This window comes from Micromonospora sp. NPDC049049, assembly GCF_040649115.1.
Taxonomy (GTDB): domain Bacteria; phylum Actinomycetota; class Actinomycetes; order Mycobacteriales; family Micromonosporaceae; genus Micromonospora.
This window is the reverse complement of the sequence record NZ_JBEZEX010000003.1, coordinates 20566-36262: the sequence shown is the minus strand read 5'-3', so window position 1 is coordinate 36262 and position 15697 is coordinate 20566. Positions and strand designations below refer to the sequence as shown.

Below are 15697 nucleotides of genomic sequence, written 5' to 3'. Positions count from 1 at the left end.
TCCGCTGGGACGGCGAAAGAATCGGGGCATCGGGGTGGCCGAATTGTGGTCGGGGGGTGGGTTCGTGATCGGCGGTCGGCGAACCCGGCACATAGTACGGCAGTACCCCGAAACATGTCACGGCGCTGCCAGGCGCTGACTACCCTATGAATTGTCATGACTACTCCTGAACCGGACGTGCCCAGCGGCAACCGCAGCCCGGCCGCCGCGCCGTCGGCGGAGGGGGCTTCCGGTGCCGATCGGCCTTCCCGTAGGGGGATGTGGGCCGATCTGACCGCCGTGCTGAGCTTCGTGGTGCTCGGCTTCTGGGTCACCTGTCGACTCTGGCTGGACCCGGACAGCGATGTGCGGGACAACCAGTCGGATCAGTCGCAGTTTGAATGGATGATGGCGCACGGTGCGCGAGTAGTCACGCACTTTGCGTATCCGTTCCATTCCAATCAGATGAACGTGCCCGACGGCGTCAATCTGATGGCCAATACGTCCGTATTATCCATTTCATTGCCAATGACGCCGATCACCCTGCTGTTCGGGCCGCGAGCGTCATTTCTGATCTTTCTGACCGCCGGCATGATTGCCACCGCCACGGCCTGGTATTTCCTGCTCTCCCGGGTCCTGATCGGCAGCCGGGGGCCGGCGTGGCTTGCCGCCGGCTTCTGCGCGTTCGCGCCGGCCATGGTGTCCCACGCCAATGGGCACCCGAACATCGTGTCGCAGTTCGTCGTCCCGTTGATCATTTGGCGCACGCTACGACTCGGTGAACCGGGCCGCTGGCTGCGCAACGGGATCCTTCTCGCGCTGGTCATCGTCTGGCAGGCGTTCCTCAACCTGGAAATCCTGCTGATGACCGCGATCGGGCTCGGCGTGGTCATCGGCGTGCTCGCCCTCGGCCGCGCGGATCTACGGCCTCGGGCCCGATCCTTCCTCGCCGGGCTGGCCGTCGCCGCCGGGGTCGCCGGGCTCCTGCTCGCGTACCCCCTGTATGTCCAGTTCTTCGGGCCGGGCGCGTACTCCGGGCTGTCCCGCCTGATCCGCGGCTACTCCAGCGACGTGGCCTCGTTCCTCGCGTACTCCCGGGAGTCGCTGGCCGGTAGCGCGCGCACCGCTGCGGGCCTGGCCAAGAACCCGACCGAGGAGAACAGCTTCTTCGGGTGGGGCCTTGTGGTGCTGGTGATCGCCCTGGTCTGGTGGCTGCGCCGGTCGATCGTGGTGCTCGCGCTGGCCGCGCTCGGGTTGCTCTTCGCGGTGCTGTCGCTGGGGCGGGAGGTCCGCTTCGACAACCGGGGTACGGGTGTGCCCGGCCCCTGGGCGGCGCTGGAGAACCTGCCCATCCTGCACTCGGTGGTGCCGACACGCTGGGCGTTGGCGATCACCCCGATCATCGGGCTGCTGCTCGCCTACGGCGCCGAACGTGCCCGCGAGTTGGCCCACGCGCACCCGGCCGCTCGGGGGCAGATCCGCTTCGTCACCGCCACAGTGCTCACGATGGCCCTGTTGCCGATCGTCCCCACCCCGCTGCCCGTGGCCCGCCCCGATCCGGTCCCCAGCTTCGTGACCAGTGGGGCGTGGCGGCCGTACGTGGCCGGTGGGCGCAGTGTGGTGACCCTGCCGCTGCCGGACACCACCTACGCCGAGCCGCTGCGCTGGTCCGCGACGACCCGGCTGGACATGCCGTTGGCCCGTGGTTACTTCCTCGGCCCGGACACCCGTCCGGACGCCGATCCGCCGAAGGTCGCGTTGTTCGGTGCGACCCCCCGCCCCACCAGCAGCTTCTTCACCACCATCCGGCGCACCGGGGCGGTGCCGCCGATCACGCCGCAGAGCCGGGTCCGAGCGGTCGACGACCTGCGCTACTGGCGGGCCGGGGTGGTCATCCTCGGGCCACACGAGCACGAGACCGCGCTGCGCCGGGGCATGACCGAGTTGACTGGGATCGAACCGGTCTTTACCGGCGGCGTGTGGGTGTGGGATGTCCGGCCGTTGACCGACTGAGCGATACCGCCCCGGTCTGGCCTAGCGGACGCAGCAGCCCTGGCAGACCTTCGGGCGGGGCAGGGTGAAGGCGAGGCAGCAGGTGCGGCGCTGCACTGTCGGCTCACCGGTCGGCCCCGGCACCAGCTCGATCAGGTCGGCCAGGTCGAGTGCGCCGAGCAGGGTGTCGATGCTCTGGACCGTGGAGCCGGGCAGGGCGTCCGCAGCCCGCAGGATGCCGTGCGCGATGCCGGAGGCGACCGAGCCGAGCAGCGTCCGGGTGCCCACCCGGACCTCGGACTGGATCGCCGTGATGAGCGGTGCCAGGTGAGCGTCGAGCAGGGACGCGCGCAGCGCGGCCAGCAGCTCCGCCTCGTCGGCGACGACCCGCACCTCCGGCAGGCCGGTCAGCGCCAGCGGGTCGTTCGGCAGCACCGCCACCGTGGTGCCCCGGCGCAGGCCCATGGTGAGCAGCTGCCGATGGTCCTCGAAATGGATCAGCAGGTCGGCCGGGTCGAGCAGTGGCACCCGCCGGGCGGAGGCCCAGCCGAGCACGACCGGCAGGGCCGCCCAGTAGCTGTAGGACTTCCAGGCGAGCGCCGCGCAGGCGTGCGGGGTGCCCCCCCAGCGGACGGCCGCGCCGTTCAGCAACTCCGGCAGTCGGCTGCCATCGATCAGGGTGGTGGCGGGCGCCCAGCCGAGCTCGTCGTCGACCAGCAGGCCCCGGGCGAGGCCGGGGAGGTCGTCGGTGCCGAACATGGCCCGGAGCGCAGCGGTGACGGGGGCGAGCGGCGTGGTGGCGGCCTCGCGCCGTGGCATCACCGCTGTCACCTGAGTCGTCCCCTGTCTGTCTGACCGAGGAGTGCGCCCCGGCGGACGAACCAGTGCCGTCCTGAGCTAAGGCTAGCCTAACCAGGCCCGTGGCCGTAAGGGAAGCCTCACCTTGGTCACATCCCGGACGCCCAGGTCACCCCCGCATTCGGCGGAGTAGTGCTCCGCCTACTACCCGGAGTCGGTGCTGGGAAACGCCGTCGCACAATCGACGGCCATCGGTGAATTGTCAAGCAGTGTGTCGAAAACATGCCACTTGCGTGTGTGCTCGCGCACGGAACGTGAAAACTTATAGCCCCGGCCACGAGGAAGCTGATGACTACCTCACCCCTCGAACGGGCTGCCGACTCCTTCGCGGCCGAACTCGCCCGGCAACGGACCGGGCGCGGGCTGTCCAAGAAGCAACTGGCCGTCCTGATGGGGTTCGACCCGTCCTACGTGAGCCACGTCGAGGGGCGCCGGCACCGCCCGACCGAGGACTTCGCCCGCCGCGCGGAGGCCGTCCTGGAGGCGAGCGGCGCGATCTGGCAGCGCTTCCGGGAGTACGACGACCTTCGGCACGCCCGGGCGGGTCATCCGCACCGCGAGTCGTACCTGCCAGGCCAGTGGCTGCCACCGGGCACCGGGCTGGTCGTGGAACGGGAGCTGGCCACCCTCACCCACACCGACGACGGCTACCGGTGCGTCATCCACCGTGAGCTCTACAACGCCGGCACCGAGCCGGTCACCCGCTACCTGGTCCGGGTCGCCGTCGACCGCTACCCGAACGACCCCGGCCGCTCCAATCGGCACCACCGGGAGCACCCCCTCACCTTCGCCGAGCTGCAGATACAGGCCCGTCGAGACGACGGCGGCGGAGACCCGGAGCCGATGCACTGGCGAGCCAAGCACGATCGGGACGCGTTCAAGGAGATCTGGCTGCTCTTCGAGAACGGGGAGCGACGCTTCCCCCTCTACCCGGGCGACCGGGCCACCATCGAGTACGCGTACAGCGTCGGCCACGAGAAGTGGGGCCCCTGGTTCCAGCGGGCCGTCCGACTGCCCACCCGGCAACTCGCCGTACGCCTGGATCTGCCCGCCGCCCTCGACCCGCAGGTCTGGGGCGTGGAAACCTCGCTCAGCGCGGAGGAAGGCCCGCTGCGGACGGCACCGCATCGTCACGACGAGGGCGACCGGGTGATCTACGACTGGCAGACCGACGACCCCCCGTTGAACGCCCGCTACCGGATGCAGTGGCGGTTCCGTGCCCGCCCGGACACCGAACCGGACATCGGCCCCGGCGCCGCCCGGGTCCGACCCAGCGACCGGATGCGCGGCCTCGGCATCGTGCAACGCGGAGACGACCTGCTCCGCCAGCGGGCCCGCCCGTTCGACCTGCCCGCTGAGGAACATGTCGCCCGGGACGTGGTCGACCGGCTCGTCATGGCCCTGGCCCGGCTCGACGAGCTGCACCCGTTCAGCAAGGGCGTTGGTGTCGCCGCTCCGCAGTTCGGCATCGGCCGCGCGGCGGCCGTGGTGCGGCCGCCCGACCGGTCGGCGGAGCCGGTCGTGCTGCTCAACCCGCGGGTGGTCGACGCCGACCCGGAGACCGACGAGCAGTACGAGGGCTGCCTATCCTTCTTCGACCACCGAGGTCTGGTGCCCCGGCCGCTACGCCTGGACGTGGAACACGCCCAGTGGGACGGCAGCCGGATCATCACGTCGTTCGAATTCGGCATGGCCCGTCTGGTCGCACACGAGATCGACCACCTGGAAGGCCGGCTCTACGTCGACCGGATGGCGCCGGGCGTGCCCCTGGTGCCGGTGGAGGAGTACCGCGAGGCCGGGCGCCCCTGGCGCTACTGACCAGGAAGGGACCGGGGCGCGTGCCCCAGGGGGCAGGGGCACGCGCCCCGGTGTGGGGGGAGGAACGTCTAGAGGTCACCGAAGGTGTCGTAGCGGATGTTTGGCGGCGGCACGTTGTCGGCGGCCAGCACCCGCAGGGTGGACCGGACCATCCGGGCGGCACCGGAGACGAAGCAGTCGTGCGTGGTCCACGGGCCGTACCGGGCCACCACCTCCGGGATCTCACCCTGCTCGCCGTCGAAGTCCGGATCCTCACTGCACGCCGCGGTGACCGACAACCACGGGTGGGCGGCCACCAACTCCTGCAACCCGTCCAGGCCGTACAGGTCGGCCGCCTGCCGGGCACCGTAAAAGACATGCACCCAGCGGGTCCGGTTGAAGGTGGCCAACTCCTCCACCAGCGCCTTGATCGGCGCCAGCCCGACGCCGCCGGCCACGCAGAGAATGTCCCGTTCCGAGGCGCGGTCCAGTGTCATCGACCCCATCGGTGCCGCCAGGCGGAGCAGGTCACCCGGCCGCACCCGCCGCACCAGGGCACCGGACACCCAGCCGGCCCCCGGAGACCGCACGTGGAACTCCAGCACGTTGTCGTCGTTCGGGGCGTTCGCCACCGAGTAGTTGCGCCACACCCGGGGGTGGTAGCGCGGCACCTCCAGGCTCACGTACTGCCCCGCCTGCCAGCGCAGCGGATGCTGCAACGCCCGGCAGGTCAGCACGGCGGTGTCTGGGCCGTACCGCTCGTGGGTCAGCACCTCGGCGTGCCAGAACGGCGGGTCGTCGTCGGAGGCGGCACCGGCCACCATCAGGGCGGCGATCGCCGCGTACGCCTCCCGCCACGCCTGGTCGTACTCCAGGTTCCAGCCGTCGCCGGCGGTGCTGCGCAGCGCGTCCAGCAGCGCGACCCCCATCGTGGCGTAGTGCCGCTCGTCGACGTGGTACTTGCGGTGGTCGCGGCCCAGCGCCCGGAGGAACTCATCGAAGCTCTCCGGGTCGTCCACAGTGTGGATCGCCGTGATGATCGCTTCGAGCAGGCGGTCGCCCTGGCCGGTCATCTGCACCGGGAAGAGTTGCCGCAGGGCGGGGTCGAGCAGGAACAGCCGAGCGTAGAAGTGACCGCTCAGCCGGACCCGGTCGTCCTCGACCAGGGCCCAGCTCTCCTTCAGCAACCGCGCGAGGTTGTCCACTGACGCTCCTTCTCCAGACGGCAACGGATCGGGCGCTCATAGAATCTCCACGGAGCGTGTCGACTGGTCGCACAGAATGTGCGATCGGCTCACGGTGGCCGGTCGGCCATGTCACCTGTGCCGTACGTCGGGCAGAGTGGTGCGGTGACCGTTGAGTTGACCCGCCCGGTGTCCCGCCGACTGCTGGGCACCGAGACGCTGCTGGTCCTCGGCCTTTCCCTCGGCCAGTCCGCGATCTACGCGGTGGTCTCGATCATCGCGAAGTTGACCGCCGACGGTCCGCTCTCCAAGCAGACCGCGTCGCTGAACACCTCGGCGTCGGCCCGCCCCTGGCTGGACCTCACCTACCAGCTGCTCGGCATCGTGTTCGCGCTGCTGCCGGTGCTTCTCGCCGTACACCTGCTCGCCCGTGACCCCGGCGACCCGGCGCGGACCCTCGGCCTGGACGCCCGGCGGCCCGGCCAGGACGTGGCGCGCGGCGCCGGCCTGGCGGCGCTCATCGGCCTACCCGGGTTGGCGCTGTTCTGGGTGGCGGCCCACCTGGGTCTCAACGCCACGCTGGTGCCGGCCGCGCTGCCGGACATCTGGTGGACGGTTCCGGTGCTGATCCTCGCCGCCGTGCAGAACGCCGTGCTGGAAGAGGTGATCGTGGTCGGTTACCTGGTCACCCGGCTGCGTCAGCTCCAGTGGCGGCTGGCCGCGATCATCGCGGCCAGCGCGCTGCTGCGCGGCTCCTACCACCTCTACCAGGGCTTCGGCGCGTTCGTCGGCAACGCGATCATGGGCGTCGTGTTCAGCCTCTTCTACCTGCGCACCCGGCGGGTGATGCCGCTGATCATCGCGCACACACTGCTCGACGTGTTCGCCTTCGTCGGCTACGCGCTGCTGCCCCGGGAGTGGTTCGACTGGCTCTGACCCGTCAGCGCCGGTCGGGTCGGTAGACGGCCACCGTCCGGGCCGCGAGCCGGTCGGCCGCCGCCGCGTCACCCAAGGCCGCCGCGAGCACCGCAGCGCCCGGCAGCAACCGGGCCACCAGCCGCAACGCCACCCAACCACCGGCCTGCGCCGTGAGCGGCGCGGCCAACCGCCAGGCCGCCTCCGCCGCCCTCGGCCACGCCCCCTCGACCGGGTCACCAGCGCTCTCGGCGGCGGCCAGAGCTGCCGCCGCGCTCGCCCGATCCGGGTGCACCTGGGTCAGCACCAGCAGGTCGACCGCCCGGTCGGGATGCGTCGGATCCTTGCCGTACGCCGCGGCCAGGTGCAGCACCAGCTCCGAGTGCGTCCACAGCACCGCCGCCAATTCGGCCAGCGGCGCGAAGAAGCCGGCCAGCGCGGCGGTCGCCCCACCGGCACCCGCCGAGCGGACGAACCGCCGGGTCGCCAACCGGGCCAGGCCGTCCGCCGAGGCGTCCGGGTACCTGTCGCGCAACCCAGCGGCCCACCCGGCCGCGCCGGGCCCGAACGTCCGCACCGCGGCAAGAGCCAACAGCTCCGGTGCGAAGCCGGGGTGGTCGAGCACGCGCGCGGCGACCGCGCGCAGCTCCGATTCCGGGGTACGCCCCAGAGCCGGCTCAACCTGCCGCACGGCGGGGTCTGCCGGGGTCAGCTGCTGCTCGGCGGGTGCCGTCCGCGGCCTGACCACGGGTTCGGGGACGGGCTTTGTCGGCGGGGTGCTCTTGGTCGGCGGGGTGCTCTTTCGTGGGGTGGCCGCGCGCCTGGTGGTCTTTGCGGTTTTGGCCGGGGCCGCTGGCGTGATGGTGCTCGCCTCGCCGGTGGTGCTCGCGGCCGTGCTGGTCTGCGCATCGGTGGAGGTCTGCGGTTCGGTGGTGCTCGCGGTCTTGATGGTGCTCGCGGTCTTGGTGGTGCTCGCAGCCTTGGTGGGTTTTGCGGTGCGCTTGCGGGGCGTCGGCGTGGCCGGGGTCACCTCGGCGGGCGTGTCGGCTGCCTGCCGATGGTCAGCCCTGCGAACAGGGGCGGTCCGAGCCTTCGGCGGTGTCGATGCGAGGCCGGTTGCTGGGCTCGGTTGGTCGCCGGTCGGCTGCTCCGAGTGCTCCGAGTGCTCCGAGTGCTCCGGCTGCTCCGGCTGCTCGGCGTTGGTGGTCAGTTCGGCCGGCGCTCGCCGAGGCTGTCGAGGCAGGGGGCGATCCGGCTCTGGTGGTTGGAAGAGCACCGCCGGGGCGGCCTTGGCCCGTCGAGGACGCTGGCTCGCCGGAGTCGCGGCCGGCGGCGCCGCCGACTCGGGCCCCACCGTCTCGGTGGGCTCCTCTGCCACGACCGGCGGCGTGAACGTGGCCCGTGGAGAGCGCCGACGCGCTCGTTCAGCAGGCTCTCGACGGGTCGACTCGCTGGGCGGCTGCTCCTGCATATCGATGGAGCGTAGTCCCGATCACGCCCGCGCACAGCGTGGAAACACGGGGGCAGACGGACCCCGGTGGGCATACCCCGGAAGTCGTTTTGCTCCCGGTGGGTGGTGACCTGTATCCTCGGGCGCGGTGGTCTGAGGATCACCGGGGAGACTTCGCCTAGTCTGGTCTATGGCGCCGCACTGCTAATGCGGTTGGGGTCTTAAAGCCCCTCCCGGGTTCGAATCCCGGAGTCTCCGCGCGAAAGCCAGGTGTGTATGCTGGCTGAGCACGAGCGCCCGTAGCTCAATGGATAGAGCATCTGACTACGGATCAGAAGGTTAGGGGTTCGAGTCCCTTCGGGCGCACCACTTGAGCAGGGAATATAGCCAACAGGCTATATTCCCTGCTTTCGTATGGGCGAATCGTGACGCCCGGCGCGAGATGAGTACGCGTGCGCATGGCAGGCGCTGCCGCAGCGACCAGAATTCCCTCCATGCGAACGCGAATCATGATCGCTCTGGCCGCAGTCGGCCTGGGTGGGCTGATGGCCACCACCGGTTGCTCGTTCCGGGAGGACATCTGCGCTGGTGGCGAGTATCCGGCGATCGCGGTGGGCGGGCAGGGCGGCAGCGCCTGCTTCCCGGATGGGCAGGAGCCGACCCCGCCGTACGTCCGCTATCCGGAGGGCAAGATCCCGCAGCACGTCGACGACGAGTGGGACGTCTATTGGCGCAGCCACGGCATCGACGAGAACAACAACATCATCGATACCTGAACCGGGCACGCGGAGGGTCGTCGCCCGACAGGGGAGCGCCGGTGCGAGTCCCCGCGGACGGCACCGGTCCCGCAGCAGGTCCGATCTTCCTGATCGAACCTGTGCGGGACCGGATTGCCCATCTCGTACTACCCGACTGCCGGGGTGATCGGATGATCAGCCGAAGCAGTTGGGCACCGGCGGTGAGCTGGGGGTGCAGTTCGTGGGCCGGTTGCCGCTGATGGCGGATCTTCTGGTCCACGGTGACCTGGCCGCCGTCGTTGAAGATGCCGCCGCCCCCGTTGGCCGGCTTCGTCGTGGTGGACCTTGCCGTGCCTGAGGTCCCCGACCCGATCAGTCGCTTGGTTCTTCGCGACCAGGGCGGCAAGCGGCGCGACAGCGAGTGGCAGCCGGCGACGCAGGGCGCAGGCCGCCGTCGCGCCGGCCAGGGCGCGCGGTTTTCTGACGCTTGACGTGGGCCGGATCAGCGACAAGAATTTACATGAATCGCTGTTAGCGTTAACAAACCGTCCCAGTGCTGCGGCGGCATCGTCATGTCGATGCGGCGACTGTCGCGACGGCTTGACCCCTCGGTCAGCACTGCCAGTGCAGGGGAGAAATCTATGCGAACCAGGGCAAGATGGCTCGCGGCGACCGCGGCGCTCGGTGTCGTCCTCGCCGGGGTGCTGACCTCGACCGGCCCGGCCAACGCCGAATCCAACGGCGGGGTGCGGGTGATGCCTCTCGGCGACTCCATCACCGAGGGCACGCAGGTGCCGGGCGGGTACCGCATCGGGCTCTGGCAGCGACTCGCCAACGGGCGTTACACAGTGGACTTCGTCGGGTCGCAGTTCAACGGGCCTGCCAGCCTGGGTGACCACGACCACCAAGGGCATCCCGGCTGGCGCATCGACCAGATCGACGCGAACATCGTCGGCTGGCTGAACACCCAGCGGCCGCAGACAGTTCTGCTGCACATCGGCACCAACGACATCCTCCAGAACTACAACGTGAGCACCGCGCCGAACCGGCTCTCCACCCTGATCGACCGGATCACCAGCACAGCTCCCAACGCGGAAGTGTTCGTCGCGCAGATCATTCCGCTCTCCAACAGCAACCAGAATGCGGCTGCCCGCACCTTCAACGCGGCGATCCCGGGCATCGTGCAGAGCAAGGTGAACGCCGGCAAGCGGGTACGCCTGGTCGACATGTACAGCGCACTCACCACCGCCGACCTGATCGACGGCGTCCACCCCACGGCCGGCGGTTACGACAAGATGGCCGCCCGCTGGTACAGCGCGCTTCAGGCGGTGCCCGGCAGCATCGGCGACCCGGGAAGCGGCGGCGGGCAGCAGACCACTGCGATCGTGGGTGCCCTGTCCGGCCGCTGCGTCGACGTCCCCGGCTCTTCCACCACCAACGGCACCCAGGTGCAGTTGTGGGACTGTCACGGCCGCACCAACCAGCAGTGGACCTACACGAGCAGCAAGACGCTGACCGTGTACGGCAACAAGTGCCTCGACGCCGCCGGCTACGGCACCTCGCCGGGCACCCTGGTCACCATCTACGACTGCCATGGCGGAACGAACCAGCAGTGGAACGTCAACGCCAACGGCACCATCACCGGGGTGCAGTCCGGCCTCTGCCTCGACCCGTACAACGTGGGTACGGGCAACGGCACCAAGCTCGTCCTCTGGACCTGCACCGGCCAGGCCAACCAGCAGTGGAGCCGCCGATAGCTCGTACGGTCGCAGCGGATGGTGGTCGGATCGCGGGTGATCCGACCACCGTCGCCTGCGCTGCCTCCTGGCCGTGCGGAGGGCAGCGCCCGAACGACCGTGATGTCCGTGAGTCATATTGATGACTCACAGACATCACGCTCGCCGTCGAGGGTCGTAGTACTCGGTGTCGATGGCGGTGCCCGCCCAGGTCCACCACGCGGCCAGCAGCAGGATGACGCTCTGTCCCAGTCCGCCCCAGGGGAATTCGTGGCCAACTGCATCGACAGTTGCGCGAACACGGCGACGTAGAAGACGTCGAAGAACAGCTCCAGTAGCGTCGCCCGAGCCGACGAGTCGGGGTTGCGTCGTGGGGCATCGGTGCCGGAGGCCCAGTTGTTCGGTACCGGCGGCAGCGTCCATCACTTCAAGGGCCCGAGCTGGCAGTCCGAGCGTGACGGCTCACTGATCACGGCGAAGAAGACTGCGGAGAGCCCAGGGCCTCGAAGCGGTAGGGGGCCCAGCCGCGACGAGGCGGCAGCCCCGGTGGTGGCCGACTGATGGACAGCATCGACGGGATTCGGTGGGCGGACGATAGGCTGCGGCCGGCGTCGGAGTGACCTAGGGGGACGGGTGATGGGCGGATCGGTTCGCGCTGTGGTCGCGGTCTGCGGGCATCCGGCGTGAGCGGCGGGCTCCGTCCCGGTGACCCGGCACGCCTCGGTGGGTACGAGGTGCTCGACCGGCTCGGTGACGGGGGCATGGGCAGTGTCTTCCTGGCCCGGTCGCCGCAAGGACGGCGGGTGGCGGTCAAGGTCGTCCGTGCGGACCTCTCGCACGACGAGGAGTTCCGGGGTCGGTTCCGTAGTGAGGTGAACCGCGCCCGCCAGGTTCCACCGTTCTGCACGGCCGAGGTTCTGGACGCCGACCCGGACCATGACCCGCCCTACCTGGTGGTGGAGTACGTCGAGGGCCCCAGTCTGGCCCAGGTGGTCCGGGAGCAGGGCCCGCTGGGAGGGGCGCACCTGCACGGCATCGCGGTCGGGGTGGCCACCGCGCTCACCGCCATCCACGGCGCCGGGGTGATCCATCGCGACCTCAAGCCGGCGAACGTCCTGGTCGCACCGGGTGGGATCAAGGTCATCGACTTCGGCATCGCCCGAGCCTTCGAGGCGACGAGCCAGCACACCCGGACCAACCAGATGGTCGGGACCGTCTCGTACATGGCTCCGGAGCGGTTCGACACGGCTTCCGGCCGTCCGGCCGGCCCGGCCGCGGACATCTTCGCCTGGGGGGCCCTGGTCGCCTACGCCGCAACCGGCCGCAGCCCGTTCGGGGGCGACTCCCCTACCGCGACCGCAATGCGGATCCTCACTCAACCACCGGACCTGACCGGGCTCGGTGGGCCGCTGCGGGACCTGGTCTCCCGCGCATTGGAGAAGGACCCAGCTGCCCGGCCCACGTCCCGGGAGTTGCTCGACGGGCTGTTGACCGCCGCGTCTCCGGTGGGTGCCGGCGATCCGGCCCAACTCCTGGGCGCGACGCCGCCACGTGTGTCGCCCGCTGCCGGTGGTGGTGATCAAGGCGCGCGGTCGACGCCATCTGGTCTGGCCAAGGCCGGCCGCGCGGACCCACGCCGGCGTGGCTGGCTCACCGCGTTGGGGGCGACCGCCGCGGTGGTCGCGGTGCTGGTGCCCGCTTTCCTGTTCGGTCCGCAACTGTTGAGTTGGCAGTCCAAACAGGACCGGAGCGGCTCGTCGCCGAACGGTAGCCCGGCGACGACCGGGCCGGCGGCGACGACGTCCACGCCCGCGTCGGGCAAGCCGTCCGCCTCACCGTCGGCCAGCGTGGACCCGGCCCAGGCCATGCTGGCTGGTCAGCGGCGAGTCCTGCTGCACGTGGTGGAGATCGACCGTGACCTGTCGCTGCCGTCCCACGGCGAGGTCGAGGTCGGCAACGGAACCGGCAAGGATGCGCTCTTCGTACTCGAACCAGTCGGTGTCGACTACATGATCAAATCGGTCAACCCGGAGATCGCCCACCGACCGTGCCTCGGGGTCAAGGTCGATTCGGAGGGGTACTCGGCGCTGGTCGGGGCCGACTGTCGGCCGAGCAAGGCAACGTTGTTCACGTTGTACCGTGACGGCAAGGACGACAAGGGGCGCCCCGCCTACGGCATCATCAACGACGAGTACGGCCCGGTGCAGTGGAGCCCGACCAAGAGCGAGATCTTCGTCGAGTTTCTCGGCGACGCCCCGCTGAACACGACGTTCAGCCTGGTCGATCGAGGCGCGGTCTGACTCGGGGGTGTTCCCGGCCCCCGCGGACCGGCCCACCCGGTGGGCTTTGGCTCGCATGGCGATCGGTCCTTACCGTCGCCGCGCCATCGCTCCTGCCGGCCGACCCGTCAGGCTGCATTCACCGGCACCGTCAGTGAGCCATCAGCAATGGGCAGCCGTCGATGTTAACGCGCTCGCAGGGCCTCCTCAAGGGCCTGGCGGTGGTCCTGGCCGGGGATCTGGGGCGATGCCTGCGGGAATGGGGTTCAAGTCGTCTCACCTCAAGATCCGCAGGTCGACAACGGTAGATGTTCCCAGCACGTTACGTCTTGACGAACGGCATGTTATCGCTCACAGTCGATGCCTAAGGACGACGACACCTCGGCTTTCCGGGCAAGCCTTGCTTCGTCGACCTCGAATCAGGCGTGCGCTACTGCTTGCCGGCGTCTTGTTAACGCTAACTCTCTGACGCCTGCGTGCTCGGCCACGCGTCGCGGTACGCCCACCCTCGGGCAGGCCGTTCGGCTCTTGGTCACTGGAGGAGGATCATGTCTGCCCTCGATAGGTCTCCATCGATCGCAACGCCTTCGCGGCGGCGACGTTGGTGGTTGCCCCGCATCCTCGCCGCCAGCGCGGCGGCGTTGATGGTCGGTGGTGCCGCCGTAACGGTGGTGTCGTCACCCGCCGCTGCGGCGACTGTCGACACGAACGCGTGGTACGTGTTGGTCAACCGCAACAGCGGCAAGGCCTTGGACGTCTACAACCTGGCCACGAACGACGGGGCCCGGATCACCCAGTGGACCCGCAACAACGGCAACCAGCAGCAGTGGCAGTTCGTCGACTCCGGTGGTGGGTACTACCGGGTGAAGTCGCGGCTGTCCAACAAGGTGCTGGATGTCTCGGGCTTCTCGACCGCCAACGGCGGCAGCATCGTGCAGTGGAGCGACAACAACAGCACCAACCAGCAGTTCCGGCTTGCCGACTCGGACAGCGGCTACGTCCGGTTGATCAACCGGAACAGCAACAAGGTGATGGAGGTGCAGGGCGCCTCGACCGCCGACGGTGGCAACATCGTGCAGTACGACGACTGGAACGGCACCAACCAGCAGTGGCAGTTCGTCCGCGTCGGCGGTGGGACCGACCCCACCACGCCGCCGCCGACGACCCCGCCGCCGGGCGGCACCTGCGACCTTCCCTCGACGTACCGCTGGTCCTCCACCGGAGTGTTGGCGAACCCGAGGTCGGGTTGGGTGTCGCTGAAGGACTTCACCGTCGCCCCCTACAACGGCCAGCAACTGGTCTACGCCACCACGCACGACTTCGGGTCCAGCTGGGGTTCGATGAACTTCAGCCTGTTCTCGAACTACTCGCAGATGGGCTCGGCCAGCCAGAACGCGATGAACTCCGGCACTGTCGCGCCGTCGCTGTTCTACTTCGCGCCGCGCAACATCTGGGTGCTCGCCTACCAGTGGGGTGGGGCGGCGTTCTCGTACCGGACCTCGACCGACCCGACCAACCCGAACGGTTGGTCGGCGGCGCAGACGCTGTTCAGCGGCAGCATCACCGGCTCCGGCACCGGCCCGATCGACCAGGCGGTCATCGGTGACGGCACGAACATGTACCTGTTCTTCGCCGGTGACAACGGCAAGATCTACCGGGCCAGCATGCCGATCGGGAACTTCCCGGGCAGCTTCGGCTCGAACTACACGACCATCATGAGTGACACCACGAACAACCTGTTCGAGGCCGTGCAGGTCTACAAGCTCCAGGGCCTGAACAAGTACCTCATGATCGTCGAGGCGATCGGCTCGACGGGCCGCTACTTCCGCTCGTTCACGGCCACCAGCCTGGGTGGTACGTGGACGCCGCAGGCCGCGTCCCAGAGCAACCCGTTCGCCGGCAAGGTCAACAGCGGTGCCACCTGGACCAACGACATCAGCCACGGTGAGCTGCTGCGCACCAACGCCGACCAGACGATGACCGTTGACGCCTGCAACCTGCAACTGCTCTACCAGGGTCGTTCCCCCAGCTCCGACGGCGTCGACTACGGCCTCCTGCCGTACCGGCCGGGTCTGCTGACCCTGCAGCGCTGACCAGTCTGATCAAGCTCGACTGACCGGAACGGGCGGGCTCGGCGTCACGCCGAGCCCGCCCGGCTCATGTCAACGCTGCGATCAGCCCAGGCTCACCGGATCGGTGTGCCGGTGACACAGGTGAGCACCTGACCCTGACCACGGGTGGCGCTCGACGTGGTCGTGGCGAAACCGTGGGCTTGGAGCAGTGCTTCGGTCGCGGTGACGTTCGCGGTGGCGTGCGCTTCGGTGGGTCGCTCGCCGAAGACGTAGAGCCGTCCTCCCGACGCCAGCAGGCTGCGTATCCGAGCGATCTGCTGCGCCGCGTCGCCCAACCAGAAAAGGCTGACGTTCACCGCGAAGATCTTGGTGAAGTGGCCGGTTGGTAGGTCGGCCGACTCGAACCCTGCTCGCCGGATCTCGGCCCTACCAGCGTCGATGTGGCCCAAGTTCCGTTCGGTAGCGAGCCGCACCATCGTCGCGGCGCGGTCGATGGCGACGATCCGGCCGGTGGTGAGTTGGCCGGCGACCAGGGAGACGGCTGCTCCCCGACCGCAACCGATCTCCAGCACCTGGTCGTCGGGCGTGACGGCCATTGTCTGCACCGCCCAGCGCTGCCGATGGGCGGGCGTCACCCGACTCGGTTCGTCCGCCGCGGGCGTCGTGCCGCCGCTGGACGAACCCGGATCGCGGGTCGA

Annotated in this window: 11 protein-coding genes and 2 tRNA genes; 9 read left to right on the top strand and 4 right to left on the bottom strand. The window is 69.4% G+C overall.

Translation table 11 applies throughout. The features are described 5' to 3' along the window. Window positions 1–258: 258 nt before the first annotated feature. Entirely contained in the window at window positions 259–1992 is a 1734-nt protein-coding gene (locus tag AB0B68_RS04245; protein ID WP_357257793.1) for a hypothetical protein, read from the top strand. A 21-nt stretch (window positions 1993–2013) separates the two neighbouring features. Here AB0B68_RS04245 and AB0B68_RS04240 read toward each other — a convergent pair whose 3' ends face one another. Continuing rightward, on the bottom strand, window positions 2014–2790 hold the full coding sequence (locus AB0B68_RS04240) for a hypothetical protein (protein ID WP_357193762.1): 777 nt from the start codon (window positions 2788–2790) through the stop codon (window positions 2014–2016). Window positions 2791–3117: 327 nt separating this feature from the next. Here AB0B68_RS04240 and AB0B68_RS04235 point away from each other — a divergent pair, with 327 nt between their 5' ends. Then, window positions 3118–4647: a peptide deformylase gene (locus AB0B68_RS04235; RefSeq protein WP_357257791.1), complete on the top strand. Its 1530-nt coding sequence runs from the start codon at window positions 3118–3120 to the stop codon at window positions 4645–4647. 68 nt (window positions 4648–4715) lie between these two features. Here the strand turns inward: AB0B68_RS04235 and AB0B68_RS04230 are convergent, their stop codons facing one another. Beyond that, on the bottom strand, window positions 4716–5831 hold the full coding sequence (locus tag AB0B68_RS04230) for a globin domain-containing protein (protein ID WP_357193768.1): 1116 nt from the start codon (window positions 5829–5831) through the stop codon (window positions 4716–4718). A gap of 144 nt (window positions 5832–5975) precedes the next feature. Here AB0B68_RS04230 and AB0B68_RS04225 point away from each other — a divergent pair, with 144 nt between their 5' ends. Continuing rightward, a complete protein-coding gene (locus tag AB0B68_RS04225) occupies window positions 5976–6746 on the top strand; it encodes a CPBP family intramembrane glutamic endopeptidase (RefSeq protein WP_357257788.1) in 771 nt (256 codons plus the stop codon). A gap of 4 nt (window positions 6747–6750) precedes the next feature. Here AB0B68_RS04225 and AB0B68_RS04220 read toward each other — a convergent pair whose 3' ends face one another. Next, complete coding sequence (locus tag AB0B68_RS04220; RefSeq protein WP_357257786.1) at window positions 6751–8103, bottom strand: hypothetical protein; 1353 nt, start codon at window positions 8101–8103, stop codon at window positions 6751–6753. A 239-nt stretch (window positions 8104–8342) separates the two neighbouring features. On the opposite strand from AB0B68_RS04220, the gene AB0B68_RS04215 reads away from it, so the two are divergent. From AB0B68_RS04215 to AB0B68_RS04190, 6 genes are all read left to right on the top strand, one after another. Continuing rightward, window positions 8343–8433, top strand: a tRNA-Ser gene (locus AB0B68_RS04215). A gap of 35 nt (window positions 8434–8468) precedes the next feature. Further along, window positions 8469–8544, top strand: a tRNA-Arg gene (locus AB0B68_RS04210). A gap of 125 nt (window positions 8545–8669) precedes the next feature. Beyond that, window positions 8670–8951 (top strand): hypothetical protein, encoded by a 282-nt coding sequence (locus AB0B68_RS04205; RefSeq protein WP_357229083.1) that lies wholly within the window; start codon window positions 8670–8672, stop codon window positions 8949–8951. A 602-nt stretch (window positions 8952–9553) separates the two neighbouring features. Then, window positions 9554–10669, top strand: a complete 1116-nt coding sequence (locus tag AB0B68_RS04200; protein ID WP_357193779.1) for a ricin-type beta-trefoil lectin domain protein — start codon at window positions 9554–9556, stop codon at window positions 10667–10669. A gap of 662 nt (window positions 10670–11331) precedes the next feature. Continuing rightward, window positions 11332–12948: a serine/threonine-protein kinase gene (locus AB0B68_RS04195; protein ID WP_357193782.1), complete on the top strand. Its 1617-nt coding sequence runs from the start codon at window positions 11332–11334 to the stop codon at window positions 12946–12948. 527 nt (window positions 12949–13475) lie between these two features. Continuing rightward, the gene (locus AB0B68_RS04190; RefSeq protein ID WP_357193785.1) at window positions 13476–15020 is read left to right on the top strand and encodes a non-reducing end alpha-L-arabinofuranosidase family hydrolase; all 1545 of its coding nucleotides are present in this window, start codon (window positions 13476–13478) and stop codon (window positions 15018–15020) included. Between the two features lie 92 nt (window positions 15021–15112). Here the strand turns inward: AB0B68_RS04190 and AB0B68_RS04185 are convergent, their stop codons facing one another. Further along, window positions 15113–15595: a class I SAM-dependent methyltransferase gene (locus AB0B68_RS04185; RefSeq protein ID WP_357206628.1), complete on the bottom strand. Its 483-nt coding sequence runs from the start codon at window positions 15593–15595 to the stop codon at window positions 15113–15115. Window positions 15596–15697 lie beyond the last annotated feature (102 nt).